This window comes from Devosia sp. A16, from assembly GCF_001402915.1.
Taxonomy (GTDB): Bacteria; Pseudomonadota; Alphaproteobacteria; order Rhizobiales; family Devosiaceae; genus Devosia_A.
In genome coordinates this window covers 4,194,495-4,209,469 of record NZ_CP012945.1, presented here as the reverse complement: position 1 = coordinate 4,209,469, position 14,975 = coordinate 4,194,495, and the positions used below count along the sequence as shown (strand labels likewise).

The following is a 14,975-nucleotide window of genomic DNA, read 5'->3' as shown; positions in this document are numbered from 1 at the left end:
AGCCAACCAACCCGACCGGCATTGTCGCATCGATCGCGGGACGGCGCCAGCAAATGGAAAACGGTCCACAGGAAGTGGTTTGCGGAAAGTGCGAGAATCGAAGGCCCGCGCTTTCGCGAGCGTGACTGCCAAGTCACATACTTGCAGGCAGGCTAAAGCGTTTCACCAATGAACCGAACCGTACTCGGTGTCATCCCTTGCGAAAGTTCGCAGGGATGAGAGCCGGCGGGTGGTCCAAGGCCGAGCCGTACCGGTGCGGCTCAACCGCGAAACACCCTAGATCGAGTAGCCAGTGTCCCATTCGAAGATGCGGGCGTAGAGGTCTTCGGCCATCTGCACTGGATCGTGCAGTGCTCCATGCAGCACCACGTCAGGGTTCTCAGGCGCTTCGTAGGGGCTGGAAATGCCGGTGAAATTGCTGATCTCGCCGCGCCGCGCCTTGGCGTAGAGCCCCTTTGGATCGCGGGCCTCGCACACTTCGAGCGGGGTATTGACGAACACCTCGGTGAACTTGACGTCGCCCGCCACCTCGCGCGCCAGCCGGCGCTCGTTGCGGAACGGCGAGATGAACGAGACGATGACGATCAGCCCCGCATCGGCCATCAGCCGCGCCACCTCGGCGACGCGCCGGATGTTCTCGACCCGCGCCTCGTCGGTGAAGCCGAGATCCTTGTTCAGCCCATGGCGAACGTTATCGCCATCGAGGATGTAGGCGTGACGGCCTTCCGAGGTCAGGCGCTTCTCGATCAGGTTGGCGACGGTCGACTTGCCGGAACCGGACAGGCCGGTGAACCAGACGATCTGCGGCGTCTGGCCCTTCATCTCGGCGCGCACCTTACGGTTCACGTCGAACGACTGGTAGCTGAGGTTCCTGGCGCGCTGCAGGCCGTACTCGATCACCCCGGCGCCAAGGGTAGCGTTGCTGATACGATCGATCAGGATGAAGCTGCCCGAGAGCGGATTGTCGGCGTAGCTGTCGAAGGCGATCGGCTTGTCGGTGGCGATGGTAACGGTGCCGACCTCGTTCAATTCCAGAGTCTTTGCAGCCGATTGCTCGAGCGTGTTGACGTTGGTTCTGAACTTCAGCGCGGTAATCGAGGCCGGCACCTGCTGGGCGCCGAGCTTGAGCAGGTAGGAGCGGCCCGGAATGGCCTGCTCGTCGCTCATCCAGACCAGGCGCGCCTGGAACTGGTTGGAATAGTCGGGCGTCGCACCGGGGTGCACCAGCACATCGCCGCGCGAGATGTCGACTTCGCGGTCGAGCACCAGCGTCACGGCTTCCCCGGCAATGGCGCGGGGCTGGTCCCCGTCCATGGTGACGATGCGGCTGATCCTCGCCGGCTTGCGGGACGCAGCGACAAGGATGTCGTCGCCGACCTTCACCTCGCCGGACGCGAGGGTTCCCGAAAAACCGCGAAAATCGAGGTTGGGACGGTTCACCCACTGCACCGGAAACCGCAGCGGTTTGCTGGCACGATCGGTCGCCACCTCGATGCTCTCGAGATAGGGCACCAGTTGCGGGCCGTCGTACCAGGGGGTCTGCGGGCTGGGGGCGAGGATGTTGTCGCCTTTGAGGGCCGAGAGCGGGATGGCGGCGAGGGTTTCGAAGCCGAGATCCCTCGCGAAGGCGCGGTATTCCGCTTCGATGGCGTTGAACACGTCTGCGTCGTAGCCGACCAGATCGATCTTGTTGACCGCCAGCACCACGTGCTTCACGCCGATCAGGCTGAGGATGAAGCTGTGGCGACGGGTCTGGGTAAGGACGCCCTTGCGGGCGTCGATCAAAACAATGCCGAGATCGGCATTCGAGGCGCCGGTCGCCATGTTGCGGGTGTACTGCTCGTGGCCCGGGGTGTCGGCGACGATGAACTTGCGCTTGTCGGTCGAGAAAAACCGATAGGCGACGTCGATGGTGATGCCCTGCTCGCGCTCGGCGGTAAGGCCATCGACGAGAAGCGAGAAGTCGATGCCTTCGTCGCCGGTGGTGCGGTTGCGGCTTTCCTTGCGGAGCGACGCGAGCTGATCGTCGAGGATCAACTGGCTGTCGTAGAGCAGCCGACCGATCAGCGTCGACTTGCCGTCATCCACCGACCCGCAGGTGAGGAAGCGCAGCAGGCTCTTGTCGGTCTGCTCGGCGAGCCAGAGCTCGAGCGCGGTTTCGGCTGAGGGGGCGGTCATGGGTACACTGGCCATCAGAAGTACCCTTCCTGCTTCTTCTTTTCCATCGAGCCGATACTGTCGGAGTCGATGAGGCGTCCTTCGCGCTCCGAGGTACGGGAGGCCTGCATTTCCATGATGATCGACGGCAGGTCGGCAGCGTCGGAGCGGATGCCGCCGCTCAACGGATAGCAGCCGAGCGTGCGGAAGCGGATCATCTCCTCGCGCGCCGTCTCGCCGGGATTGAAGCGGAAGCGATCGTCATCGACCATGATGAGGGTGCCGGAGCGCTCCACCACCGGGCGGCGGCGGGCGAAATAGAGCTCGGGGATCTCGATGCCCTCGGCGTAGATGTAGGTCCATACATCGAGCTCGGTCCAGTTCGAGATCGGGAACACACGCATGCTCTCACCGGGCGCCAGCCGCGTGTTGAAGATGCGCCACAACTCCGGGCGCTGGTTCTTCGGATCCCAGGCATGCTGGGCGTTGCGATGCGAGAAGATGCGCTCCTTGGCACGGGACTTCTCCTCGTCGCGGCGGGCGCCACCGATGGCCGCATCGTACTTGCCGGCGTTGAGAGCCTGGCGCAGCGCCTGCGTCTTCATGATGTCGGTGTGCACGGCAGAGCCGTGATCGAACGGGTTGATGCCCTGAGCCAGGCCGTCCGGATTGGTGTGCACGATCAGGTCGAGATCGTATTGCCGCGCCATGCGGTCGCGGAATTCGATCATCTCGCGAAACTTCCACTTCGTATCGATATGGAGGATCGGAAACGGAATGCGGCTGGGGAAGAACGCCTTGCGCGCCAGGTGCAGCAGCACGGACGAATCCTTGCCGATGGAGTACATCATCACCGGGCGCTCGAAGCTCGCCGCGACTTCGCGGAAGATTTCGATGCTTTCGGACTCGAGGGATTTGAGGTGGCTGAGACCACGCGGGCCGACGGAACTCATTGGCGCTGGGGAACCATGTTTCAACGCCAGTGAAATACGCGGTCGACAAAGGGGCGGCAAGCGCTACTAGACTACTAAGAAACTCAACTATTCTGCCCGTTTGCGTCTATCCGACGTTGTAAAGGTGGAGCTTGTCGCATGATCGTCACGACAAGAACGGCGGCACCCGGGATCCCGAGCAAAGGAAAATCTATTCCATGACCGCAACGGCGCTCGTCTGGCTCAGAAACGACCTGCGGATCACCGACAACCCGGCATTGTCGGCTGCCCTCAAGCACGGCAAGGCGCGAGCAATCTACATCGAGGAGACCGACAGCCGGCTGCGGCAGCGCGGTGGTGCAAGTCGCTGGTGGCTGCACCACAGCCTCAATCGGCTCTCGGAAGCGCTGGCCGGGCTTGGCGTGACCTTGGAGACCGGCGAGGGCGTGGCAGAAGCCGAACTGTTCAAAACGATAAGGCGGCACGGCGTCGATGCCGTATACTGGAACCGTCGCTACGGCTCGTCGGAGCGGGATATCGATGCCGGGATCAAGGCGCGCCTCAAACGCGAGGGCATCGAGACCGAGAGCTTTGCCGCCAACGTGCTGGTCGAGCCGTTCGAGATGGCGACCGGCGGCGGCAAGCCCTACTCGGTCTATGCGCCGTTCTGGAACAGCTTGAGGAAGCGTGACATCGAACGCCCCTTACCGAGGCCACGAGCCGGCAAAGCGATCCGGCCGACGCGGGTCGATGCCGACTATCGCGAGCCGGATTGGGGCAGAAAGATCGGGCGGCACTGGCGGATCGGCGAAGCCGCGGCGCACCAACGGCTGGAGCAGTTCCTCGAGCAACTGGTGATGGATTATCCGGAGGGCCGCGACATTCCGGCCAAGGCGGCCACGTCGGGACTGTCGCCGCACCTGGCATTCGGCGAGATCAGCCCGCGGCAGGTCTGGCACACGGCACAGGCGATGGCCCAGCACGCACCGTCCACGGCCTCGGCGATCGAGAAATTCCTGTCCGAGCTGGGTTGGCGGGATTTCAACTACAACCAGCTCTACCATCGCGAGGATATTGCCCGCGTACCGATGGTGGAAAAATACGCGCATCTGCAGTGGCGGCACGCCGATGCCGCGCTCGAAGCCTGGCAACGCGGGCAGACCGGCATCCCGATCGTCGATGCCGGGATGCGCGAGCTGTGGGAGACCGGGGTCATGCACAATCGCGTCCGCATGCTCACCGCGTCGCTCCTCGCCAAGAACCTGCTCATCGACTGGCGGAAGGGCGAGCAGTGGTTCTGGGACACGCTGGTCGATGCCGACCCGGCGAACAATCCCGGCAACTGGCAGTGGGTGGCAGGCAGCGGACTCGATGCCTCGCCCTACTTCCGCATCTTCAACCCGGTGACGCAGGGCGAACGGTTCGATCCGGCTGGAGACTATGTGCGCCGCTGGGTGCCGGAGGTTGCGGGCCTGCCAGACAAGCTGGTGCACCGGCCATGGGAAGCGCCCAATGCCGCGGCACTCGCCTACCCCGAGCCGATCGTCGACCTGAAGGTCTCTCGCGAGCGCGCACTCGAAGCGTTCAATGCGCTGTAGCAAGGTCCGATATTCCGTCAATCCGAGCGCGGGCGCGAAATCCTGCCCTTTCTCTGTCGGGCGGGAAAATCGCATACCAATCCGCAGCTTAAGCCTTGGCAGTGATCAGGCTGCCGCCTAGGTTCAGCGCACCCTCCCACAGCCCCCTGCGCTCCATGACCAACCACCCCGACGTCATCTCCGCCATCGGCAATACGCCTCTGATCCGACTCAACCGCGTCTCCGATGCGACCGGTTGCGAGATCTGGGGCAAGGCGGAGTTCCTGAACCCGGGTCAATCGGTGAAAGACAGGGCGGCGCTGTTCATCATCCGCGACGCCGAGAGGCGCGGGCTGTTGCGGCCGGGTGGAACGATCGTCGAGGGCACGGCCGGCAATACCGGCATCGGGCTTTCCATGGTTGCCAATGCGCTCGGCTATAAATCGGTGATCGTCATCCCCGAAACGCAGAGCCAGGAAAAGAAGGACGCGCTGACCCTGCTCGGCGCCGAGCTGATCCAGGTACCGGCCAAGCCTTACAAGAACCCCAACAACTACGTGAAGCTGAGCGGCCGGCTGGCCGAGAAGCTGGCGCGCGAACTGCCCGGCGGCGCGATCTGGGCCAACCAGTTCGACAACACCGCCAACCGGCAAGCGCATATCGAGACCACCGGTCCTGAAATCTGGGAGCAGACCCAGGGCAAGGTCGACGGGTTTGTTTCGGCCGTCGGCTCAGGCGGCACGCTGGGCGGCATCTCAATGGCGCTGAAAGCGAAGAACCCCGACATCCAGATCGGGCTTGCCGACCCCGAGGGCGCGGCGCTCTACAGCTACTACACCACGGGCGAGCTCAAAAGCTCAGGCAACTCGATCACCGAGGGCATCGGCCAGGGGCGCATCACCGCCAACCTCAAGGATATCGTGGTGGATCGCGCCTACCAGATCCCCGACAGCGAGGCCCTGCCCTATGTGTTCGACCTGCTCGAGCACGAAGGGCTCTGCCTCGGCGGGTCGTCTGGCATCAATATCGCGGGTGCGGTGCGGCTGGCGCGCGATCTGGGGCCAGGCAAGACCATCGTCACCATCCTCGCCGACTACGGCAACCGCTATCAGAGCAAGCTGTTCAACCCCGAGTTCCTGCGCTCCAAGAACCTGCCGGTACCGCATTGGCTCGAAGCTCGCACGCCCATAGACTGGCAAGCAGTCGTTGAGGCGGAGCCTGTTGCGTGACTGAATTCATCTTTCGAGAGGACAGCTATGTCCGCTCGCTGCCGACGCTGGTGACGGCGATCACGCCCGAGGGCGGGATCGTGCTGGACCGGACGATCTTTTATGCCACCTCGGGTGGCCAGCCCGGCGATACCGGACGGCTGGAGCGGGCCGATGGCAGCTCGGTCAGCCTCATGGGCACCATCCATCCCGACGGCGACAAGACGGCGGTCGTGCACCTGCCGGCGGAGGGCCAGCCGGCCTTGGCGGTGGGCGAGGAAGTGATCGCGCATCTCGATTGGGAGCGGCGGCACAAGCTGATGCGGATGCATACCGCGCTGCATCTGGTCACCGTGGTGCTGCCCTACCCGATCACCGGCGCCGCCGTGGGCGAGGACAAGGGACGGGTGGACTTCAACCTGCCCGACGTCCCCGACGCGGCAGAGGTCGAACGGAAGCTCAACGAGCTGGTCGAGGCCGCTTTGCCGGTGACGGCCGAGTGGATCACCGATGCCGAGCTCGAGGCCAATCCCGGGCTCATCAAGTCGATGAACGTCAAGCCGCCGATGGGTCAGGGACGGGTGCGGCTGGTGCGTATCGGCGATGTCGACCTGCAGCCCTGCGGCGGCACGCATGTGAAGAACACCAGCGAGATCGGGCCGCTGCGCCTGGGTAAGATCGAGAAGAAAGGTGCGATCAATCGCCGGGTCACGGTGCTGTTCGGGTAGCTGGTTCGCTTGGCGCCCCTCACCCTGACCCTCTCCCCAGCGGGGAGAGGGGACGCGCTTTGCATCGGCGGTGGCACATCGCCCCCTCTCCCCTCTGGGGAGTGACCGGGGTGAGGGACGGCAGGTGCACTGCTACTCGATCGGCGGGGCCCAGATCAGGCCGCCATTGATCCACAGGGCGTTCTGGCCGCGGACCACGGCGGCGCCGGTGGCGGGGCCGAAGTTTCGCTCGAAGATCTCGCCGTAATTGCCGACAGCCTTGATGACATTGGCGATGAACATCGGGCTCAGGCCGATGCTGGGCCCGAACGTCCCCTCGAGCCCGAGCAGGCGGCGGATGCGATGGGTCTTGGCGGCGGCGAGCGAGTCGATGTTGAGGGAGGTGACCCCGGCCTCCTCGGCATCGATCAAGGCGTAAAGCGTCCACTCGACGATATCGAACCATTGGTCGTCGCCGGAACGGACCACCGGGCCGAAGGCCCCCTTGGAGATGCGCTCTGGCAGGATACGGTGGGTCGCCGGCTCGGGCAGGCTGCGGCGCATGGCGTTGAGGAAACTGGCCGAGGCCGAGACCGCGTTGCAGAGGCCCTGCCGGTAGGCGACGGTCAGGTCTTCGCGATCCTCGTAGAGGACTTCGGTATAGGTCGCCTGCGTGCCGAAAAAGAACTCCCGGAGGTTGGCCAACTCCTCCGGCGCATCGACGACGCAGATCTTGACGTTATCCAGTTCGTAGGCGGAGACGAAGCCCAGCGACTGCGGCACCATGATCGCCTGCCCGTCGTAGAACGAGGTCGCGACGTAGCTCGCGCCGTAACCGGTGTCGCGGCGCATGGTCCAGGGCGCATTGCGGGTGATGAGGTCGATGCTGCCGGTCTGCAGTTGGGCGAAGCGGCTGTCGCCCGACAGCGGCACGAACTCCATCTTGCTGGCATCGTTGAACACTGCGACGGCAACGGCGCGGCAGAGATCCACGTCGAAACCGGTCCAGCGGCCGTCGGTGCCGGGCTGGGCGAAGCCGGGCAGCGGATCGGCGGTGGCGCAGATCAGGTGGCCGCGGTCACGGATCGCCTGCAAGGTCGGGCCGGCTGGGGCCAGCGTCGGCTGCTGCGCCCAGGCCAATGATGGAGCGAACACTGCGATGCATAGGATGACGCGGACGAGGCCACGCCAAACGGCCGAAACCGTCATGGTCTAAACGCTGCTCCAACTCGCCCTCGGCGCGCAATATCCAGATGGAGGGTGACCGGGTCAAGGCGGCATGGTGGCGCCCGGCGGAGGGTGTGCGCTCCCCACCCCGTTGAGGGATGGGCCGGGGGTGGGGGTGGGGGTCCATCGGTGATTACCGGACCACCCCCTCGCTCAATCCCTCCCCTCGAGGGGAGGGAAGCGGAAGCAACGCCTCGGTGCAACCGCCTCAGTGCAGGATCTGGCTGAGGAACAGCTTGGTGCGCTCGTGCTGCGGGTTGGAGAAGAATGCTTCGGGCTCGTTCTGCTCGATGATCTGGCCCTGGTCCATGAAGATCACCCGGTTGGCGACCTGCCGGGCGAAGCCCATTTCATGGGTGACGCAGAGCATGGTCATGCCTTCTTCGGCGAGGCTGATCATCACCTCGAGCACTTCCTTGACCATTTCGGGATCGAGCGCCGAGGTCGGCTCGTCGAACAGCATGATCTTGGGGTTCATGCAGAGCGAGCGGGCAATGGCGACGCGCTGCTGCTGGCCGCCGGACAACTGGCCGGGATACTTGGCCGCCTGCTCGGGAATGCGCACCCGCTCCAGATACATCATCGCCGTCTCTTCAGCCTGCGCCTTGGGCACGCCACGCACCCAGATCGGGGCCAGCGTGAGGTTCTGCAGGATCGTCAGGTGCGGGAACAGGTTGAAGTGCTGGAACACCATGCCGACTTCGCGGCGCACTTCGTCGACCCGTTTGAGATCGGAGGTGAGTTCGACCCCGTTGACGATGACCTGCCCCTTCTGGTGCTCCTCGAGCCGGTTGATGCAGCGGATCAGCGTCGACTTGCCCGAGCCCGACGGCCCCGCGATGACGATGCGCTCGCCCTTCATCACCTTCAGGTTGATGTCGCGCAGCACGTGGAAATCACCGAACCACTTGTTCATGCCGATGATCTCGACCGCCACTTCGGTCTTGGAGACCTGCATGTTCTGCCGATCGATATCGCGATCGACGACGACTGGAGATACGTCTGACATCAGTTACCTCTTGTGGCCGGTATTGAGCCGGCGCTCCCAGTATCGGGAGTATCGGGAGATGGAAAAGCAGAGCACCCAGAATACGGCCGCGGCAAAGATGTAGCCGGTGACTGCCTGGGTTGGCGCTGCCCATTCGATGGCGTCGTTCTTGGTCTTCACCGCTTCCAGCAGATCCTTCATGCCCACGATATAGACCAGCGAGGTGTCCTTGAGCAGCGAGATGAAGTTGCCCACGATCCCGGGGATCACGTGCTTGAGGGCCTGGGGCAGGATGATGAAGCCCATGCGCTGCCAGTAACCAAGGCCGAGCGCGGCCGCCGCTTCGTACTGGCCGCGACCGATCGCCTGCATGCCGCCGCGGACCACTTCGGCCATGTAGGCCGAGGCGAACAGCGTCACGCCGACCAGGGCGCGCACCAGTTTGTCCACGGTGGTCCCCTGCGGCATGAACAGCGGCAGCATGATCGAGGCCATGAACAGGATAGTGATCAGCGGCACGGCACGGATCAGTTCGATGAAGCAGATGCAGAGCGTCTTGATGATCGGCAGTTTGGATTGCCGGCCGAGCGCCAGGAGGATGCCGAGCGGCAGCGACAGGCTGATGCCGACCACCGAGATGATCAGCGTGACCAGCAGGCCGCCCCACTGCTCGGTCGGCACATAGCGCAGACCGAACAGGCCGCCCGACAGCAGGATCACCGAGGCGACGGGGAAAACGACGAAGAACAGGACGGCGTTGACGACCTTGAACGGCGCCGATGGCCAAAGCAGCGGCAAGCCGAGCAGCGCCAGCATGGCGAACACGATGTTCGGCCGCCAGTACTCGCTCATCGGATAGAACCCGTAGATGAAGAACTCGATCTCGCTGGAGATATAGGCCCAGCAGGCGCCGACATTCTCCACCCGGCACTGCTCGACGGTGCCGCCCGGCGGGACGGCCCGCCCGATGAGGAAGCCGTAGAGCTGCGGGACGAGCCACAACAGGAATACCACCGCGATGATAGTGAGGATGGTGTCGGAAATGCTCGAGAACAGGTTCTTGTGCAACCAGGCCGCGAAGCCGCTCTGGCTACGCGGCGCCGGTTGGGCTTTCTCGATCTCGGAGCGGACGAAGGCGATATCGGTCATCTGCCGCTCCTAGCGTTCGACCAGCGCCACACGGGCGTTGTACCAGTTCATGATCGCCGAAGTGCCCAGCGACAGGATGAGATAGACGAGCATGGTCAGCGCGATCACTTCGATGGCGCGGCCGGTCTGGTTGAGAGTGGTGCCGGTGAAGACGTTGACCAGTTCGGGATAGCCGATAGCGGCGCCGAGCGAGGAGTTCTTGGTCAGGTTGAGATACTGGCTGGTCAGCGGTGGAATGATCACCCGCATGGCCTGCGGCACGATAACCAGCCGCAGCCGGTCGCCATCCTTGAGGCCGAGCGCCTGGGCGGCTTCGGTCTGGCCGTGGCTCACCGACTGGATGCCGCCTCGTACCAGTTCGGCGATGAAGGCGGCCGTATAGATCGAGAGGCCGAACACCAGCGCGACAAGCTCCGGCGGCAGTTCCAGCCCGCCCTTGAAGTTGAAGCGGTTGAGCACCGGCGGATCGAAGGTGACGGAGGCGCCGCTGACCACCCAGACGATGGCAACGACCACGACGGTCATGGCGAGGCCGCCCAGAAACACCGGGAAGCGCTTTCCGGTCCTTTCGAGCCGCGCCTTGGCCCATTGCCGCAGCATCAGCCACAGCACCAGGGCGATCGCCAGTCCGACCCAGACCCAGACGAACTGCTCGTCGGGGATCGGCTTGGGCACGAACAGGCCGCGCTGGTTGATGAAGGTATCGAGCGGCAGCGCCAGCGAGTCCCTGACCGCGGGCATGGTCTTGAGCACCGCGAAATACCAGAAGAACAGCTGCAGCAGCAGCGGGATGTTGCGGATGGTTTCGACGTAGACGGTGGCGAGCCGCGACACCAGGTAGTTCGAGCTCAGGCGCGCGATGCCGATGGTGAAGCCGAGGATGGTGGCAAAGAAGATGCCGATCACCGCGACGAGAATAGTGTTGGTGAGCCCAACGAGAAAGGCCTGCCAGTAGAGCGAGGTGCGATCGAACGGAAACAGCGTGAAGCTGATGTTGAACCCGGCCGTCTTCCACAGGAAGTCGAAGCCGGAGGTCTTGTTCTGCGCCTTGAGGTTGATCGCCGTGTTGTTGACGATCCAGACGAGGAACAGCACCACCAGCACCGCGACGACGACCTGGTAGATGACGCCCCGTACGACGGGATCGTTGAACGAAAAGCTCCGCGGCGGTGGTTGCGCCGTGTCGATGGATGCCATGAGCCATGCATCTCCCTGCCCAGGAGAAGAAAATGTACTGGTGCCGACGGCCCGCCAGCCGCGCACCAGAAACGGTCAGCCCGGCGCTGGGATCCAGAGCCGGGCTGCAGAAGACTTAGCGGATCGGCGGCGAGTACTGGATGCCGCCGTCTTTCCACAGCGCGTTCAGGCCGCGTGCCAGCCCGATCGGCGTGTTCGGACCGACATGCTTGTCGTAGACCTCGCCGTAGTTACCCACCAGCTTGATGATCTGGTAGGCCCAATCCTTGGTCAGCCCGATCGGGGTGCCGAAGTCCCCTTCGACGCCGAGCAGGCGCTTGATGGCCGGATTGTCGGAGGCAAGCATTTCGTCGACGTTGGCCGAGCTGACGCCGAGCTCTTCGGCTTCGAGCAGCGCGTAGTAGGTCCAGCGGGCAATGTTGAACCAGCCGTCGTCGCCCTGACGCACCACGGGGCCGAGCGGCTCCTTGGAGATGATTTCCGGCAGGATGATGTGATCGGCCGGGTTGGCGAACTTCGAGCGCTCGGCGGCAAGAGCCGAAGAGTCGGTGGTGTAGACGTCGCAGCGACCGTCTTCGTAGGCCTTCACCACTTCGTCCTGGTCGACGAACACCACGGTGTTGAATTCGAGGTTGTTGGCGGCGAAGTAGTCGGCTGCGTTCAGCTCGGTGGTGGTGCCGGACTCGATACAGACGGCGGCGCCGCCCAGGTCGAGCGCCGAGGTGATGTTGTCGGCTTTGCGGACCATGAAGCCCTGGCCATCATAGAACATGGTGCCGACGAACTTGATGCCCAGCTGGGTATCGCGGCTCATCGTCCAGGTGGTGGTGCGCGACAGCACGTCGATTTCGCCGGCGCTGAGCGCAGTGAAGCGCTCCTGCGAGGTGAGCGGGGTGTAGCGGACGGCATCCGCATTGTTGAAGATCGCGGCAGCCAGCGCGCGGCAATAATCGACTTCGAGGCCCGACCAGTTGTTGTTCGCATCCGGCGCGGAGAAGCCCGGCACGCCGCCGGTCACGCCGCATTGGACGTACCCCTTGGCCTTCACCGCATCGAGCGTCGCCGACGTCGTCTGTGCGTACGCGCCGGAAACGGCAAGCCCCAGGCCTGCCGCCAGCGCGACGGAAAGAAGCGATTTGATCATTGTTATTACCTTGTTTCCTGACCCTGTTCGTCCGGACAACAGGGCCCCAGCCCGTTTGTCCGGCGGCACCTCCGCCTTGGAGGGCGGATGTGATGCTGTTAAGCATCGAAGCGGCAATTAACCGATGCGTCAAGCTCCATGGCCGAATTGGGGCAGCAAACCTGACTGTTTTTTGCCCATATTTCTCCGATGACTGCGTTTTGAGCAGAGTGTGCAATGACCAAAAATGACGGCGAACGCGACAAAACCGCGTCGATGGAAACCATCCTGACGCATGGAGGGCGTGCGTCGGACGACCACCTCGGCTTTGTGAACATGCCGGTGTTCCGCGGCTCCACCATTCTGTTCAAGACCCTGGACGAGCTGGAGGATTACAAGGCGCCCTACCGCTACGGGCGGAACGACAACCCCACGACCCGGGCGCTCTGCGACCTGGTGAGCGAGCTCGAAGGCGCCGCCGGCACGGTGGTTGCCCCGTCCGGTCTCTCGGCGGTTTCGACGGCCCTGCTGGCGGCGGTGTCGGCAGGCGACGAGCTGTTGATGACCGACTCCGCCTACGAGCCCACGCGCACCTTCGCAAGCGAAGGGCTGGCCCGCTTCGGGGTGACGACTCGCTATTACGATCCGCGGATCGGGGCCGGGATCGCCGCCCTGTTCACCGAGAGGACCAAGGCGGTATTCGTCGAGACCCCGGGCTCGCTGACCTTCGAGATGCAGGATCTGCCGGCGATCGCCGGCGCAGCAGAGGCGCGCGGCATCACCGTGATCGTCGACAACTCGTGGGCGACACCGCTCTACCACCGGCCGCTGCAACTGGGCGCCGACATGGTGATGCATGCAGCGACCAAGATGTTCGTCGGGCATTCCGACGCCATGGTGGGCACGGTCTCGGCGAACGAGAAGCTCTGGGGTCGGCTGAAGCGGACGCATCGCATCCTTGGCGTCGCGATCTCGCCCGACGACTCCTACCTGACGCTGCGCGGCCTCAGGACGCTGGCCGTGCGGATGAAGCACCACAGCGGGCAATCGGCGGCGTTCGCCGCTTGGCTGCAAGGCCAGCCGGAGGTCGAGGAGGTGTACCACCCTGCCCTGCCCGACCATCCCGATCACGCGATCTTCAAGCGCGATTTCACCGGCGCCGGGAGCCTCTTCACCTTCCGCCTGAAGCAGCGCTCGCGCGACGCCCTGGCGGCGATGGTCAACGGCTTCCAGCTGTTCGGCATGGGCTATTCGTGGGGCGGCTATGAAAGCCTCTGCATCCCGTTCAACCCGACCAACATCCGGACCGCCGTGCCATGGACGGCGCCGGGGCAGCTGTTCCGGGTACATGTCGGCCTCGAGAGTCTCGACGACCTCAAGGCAGACATGAGCGCGGCGCTGCAGCGCTATCGGGCTATCGCCTGAAGACCAGAGCGTGGAGGGGCGGGAACGGTTTACGTTCGGTGCGGCCCTCCGGGGTCGCGACGAACAGCCAGCCTCGGCTCGCGAACAGCTGGCGGATGGCATAGACCCCGAGCACGCCCAGGATCGCTCCCGCGGTGATGTCGGTGGGATAGTGTTCACCGACGATCACCCGTGACATGGCGACCAGCGCCGCCAGCAGCATGGCGGGCCAGAACGCCTTGGGCCAGATGAAGGCGACGACCGTGGCGAGCGAGAACGCCGTGGTGGCATGGCCGGAGGGAAAGCTCTGGTAATTGTAGGCGCTCCAGTTCAGCGACTGGAAGCTGAGCGGCGCGTCGACGGCCCAAGTCTCGGGGCGGCCGCGGCCGATACCGCGCTTCAGCAAGGTTGCGACGAGGCCGGTCAGGCCGACCCCGACGAAGACGAACCCGGCGAGCGCTGCCAGTTCGCGCAGCGCGAGACGAATTGTGTCCCGGGTCAGCAGTGACAGCAGCCAGGCGACCAGCCAGGCGGCGAAGCTGGGGACCAGGATCCAATCCGACTTGCCCCACTGGGTGATGCGGAAGAACACCTCGCGGACACTGTCCGGCAGCCCCTGCCCCCAGGCCGAGATCGGCCGATCGAGCCAGTAGAGCGCCGCGATCAGCACGATGAACCCCAGCACGAACCACAGCCCGTTGCGACGACTGAGGCCAAACGGCCAGGATTTGCCCAGATCGATCATGCCGCTCTTGTCGGCGCAGAGGGGCACGCCGTCAACGGGTGTCAATTGGCTTGCCCAGCTTGCTCTTTGCAGCAACTCCCGATAACGGAAGAGCGACAGTTCGGGGTATAGCTCAGTCTGGTAGAGCACCGGTTTTGGGAACCGGGGGTCGAGTGTTCGAATCACTCTGCCCCGACCACTGGAGCGCTTGGCGGAAAGTCGGGAGACGTTCCTGCTCCAAGCCCAACGAAGATGGGTCCGACGAGGAAGCGATGACGGCACGAATCTACCGGCCTGCGCCCAACGCCATGCAGTCCGGCCGGGGCAAATCCAAGGAATGGATTCTCACCTACGAACCGGCTGCCGCCCGCACGATCGAACCGCTGATGGGTTACACCTCGACTACCGACACACGCGCGCAGATTCGCCTCACCTTCGATACGCTCGAGGAAGCAGAAGCCTATGCGCACAAGAACGGCATCGCCTACCAGGTGCTGCCCGAGCATAAGCCGACGGTGAAGCGCACCACCTACTCGGACAATTTTCGCTCCGACCGCAAAACGCCCTGGACGCACTGAGAGC

General features: G+C 64.1%; 13 protein-coding genes and 1 tRNA gene. 6 read left to right on the top strand and 8 right to left on the bottom strand.

Features of this window, described 5'->3' with window-relative positions:
• Positions 1-276: 276 nt before the first annotated feature.
• The gene (gene cysN / locus APS40_RS20210) at positions 277-2,193 is read right to left on the bottom strand and encodes a sulfate adenylyltransferase subunit CysN (RefSeq protein WP_055048758.1); all 1,917 of its coding nucleotides are present in this window, start codon (positions 2,191-2,193) and stop codon (positions 277-279) included.
• Positions 2,193-3,110, bottom strand: a complete 918-nt coding sequence (gene cysD / locus APS40_RS20205; RefSeq protein ID WP_055048757.1) for a sulfate adenylyltransferase subunit CysD — start codon at positions 3,108-3,110, stop codon at positions 2,193-2,195. The genes cysN and cysD overlap by 1 nt, the downstream gene beginning before the upstream one ends.
• A gap of 197 nt (positions 3,111-3,307) precedes the next feature.
• On the opposite strand from cysD, the gene APS40_RS20200 reads away from it, so the two are divergent.
• The 3 genes from APS40_RS20200 (at position 3,308) to APS40_RS20190 (ending at position 6,602) form a co-directional block, all read left to right on the top strand.
• A complete protein-coding gene (locus APS40_RS20200; RefSeq protein WP_055048756.1) occupies positions 3,308-4,687 on the top strand; it encodes a cryptochrome/photolyase family protein in 1,380 nt (459 codons plus the stop codon).
• 155 nt (positions 4,688-4,842) lie between these two features.
• A complete protein-coding gene (locus APS40_RS20195; RefSeq protein WP_055048755.1) occupies positions 4,843-5,895 on the top strand; it encodes a cysteine synthase A in 1,053 nt (350 codons plus the stop codon).
• Complete coding sequence (locus APS40_RS20190) at positions 5,892-6,602, top strand: alanyl-tRNA editing protein (protein WP_055048754.1); 711 nt, start codon at positions 5,892-5,894, stop codon at positions 6,600-6,602. Before APS40_RS20195 ends, APS40_RS20190 begins: the two co-directional genes overlap by 4 nt.
• A 132-nt stretch (positions 6,603-6,734) precedes the next feature.
• Here APS40_RS20190 and APS40_RS20185 read toward each other — a convergent pair whose 3' ends face one another.
• From APS40_RS20185 to APS40_RS20165, 5 genes are all read right to left on the bottom strand, one after another.
• Positions 6,735-7,790, bottom strand: a complete 1,056-nt coding sequence (locus APS40_RS20185) for an amino acid ABC transporter substrate-binding protein (protein WP_055048753.1) — start codon at positions 7,788-7,790, stop codon at positions 6,735-6,737.
• A 226-nt stretch (positions 7,791-8,016) separates the two neighbouring features.
• Positions 8,017-8,817 (bottom strand): amino acid ABC transporter ATP-binding protein, encoded by an 801-nt coding sequence (locus APS40_RS20180; RefSeq protein WP_055048752.1) that lies wholly within the window; start codon positions 8,815-8,817, stop codon positions 8,017-8,019.
• 3 nt (positions 8,818-8,820) lie between these two features.
• Positions 8,821-9,945, bottom strand: a complete 1,125-nt coding sequence (locus tag APS40_RS20175; protein WP_055048751.1) for an amino acid ABC transporter permease — start codon at positions 9,943-9,945, stop codon at positions 8,821-8,823.
• Between the two features lie 9 nt (positions 9,946-9,954).
• Complete coding sequence (locus APS40_RS20170; protein ID WP_055048750.1) at positions 9,955-11,142, bottom strand: amino acid ABC transporter permease; 1,188 nt, start codon at positions 11,140-11,142, stop codon at positions 9,955-9,957.
• A 115-nt stretch (positions 11,143-11,257) separates the two neighbouring features.
• Positions 11,258-12,286: an amino acid ABC transporter substrate-binding protein gene (locus APS40_RS20165; protein ID WP_055048749.1), complete on the bottom strand. Its 1,029-nt coding sequence runs from the start codon at positions 12,284-12,286 to the stop codon at positions 11,258-11,260.
• Positions 12,287-12,502: 216 nt separating this feature from the next.
• On the opposite strand from APS40_RS20165, the gene metC reads away from it, so the two are divergent.
• A complete protein-coding gene (gene metC / locus APS40_RS20160; RefSeq protein WP_055048748.1) occupies positions 12,503-13,690 on the top strand; it encodes a cystathionine beta-lyase in 1,188 nt (395 codons plus the stop codon).
• Here the strand turns inward: metC and APS40_RS20155 are convergent.
• Positions 13,680-14,459 carry a phosphatase PAP2 family protein gene (locus APS40_RS20155; protein ID WP_156343015.1) on the bottom strand — a complete coding sequence of 260 codons (780 nt, stop codon included), beginning with the start codon at positions 14,457-14,459 and terminating at the stop codon, positions 13,680-13,682. The two genes, metC and APS40_RS20155, sit on opposite strands and share 11 nt — an antisense overlap.
• A gap of 56 nt (positions 14,460-14,515) precedes the next feature.
• On the opposite strand from APS40_RS20155, the gene APS40_RS20150 reads away from it, so the two are divergent.
• Together APS40_RS20150 and APS40_RS20145 are read left to right on the top strand one after the other, a co-directional pair.
• Positions 14,516-14,592: transfer RNA gene (locus tag APS40_RS20150), tRNA-Pro, on the top strand.
• A gap of 73 nt (positions 14,593-14,665) precedes the next feature.
• The gene (locus tag APS40_RS20145; protein ID WP_055048746.1) at positions 14,666-14,971 is read left to right on the top strand and encodes an ETC complex I subunit; all 306 of its coding nucleotides are present in this window, start codon (positions 14,666-14,668) and stop codon (positions 14,969-14,971) included.
• Positions 14,972-14,975: the final 4 nt, after the last annotated feature.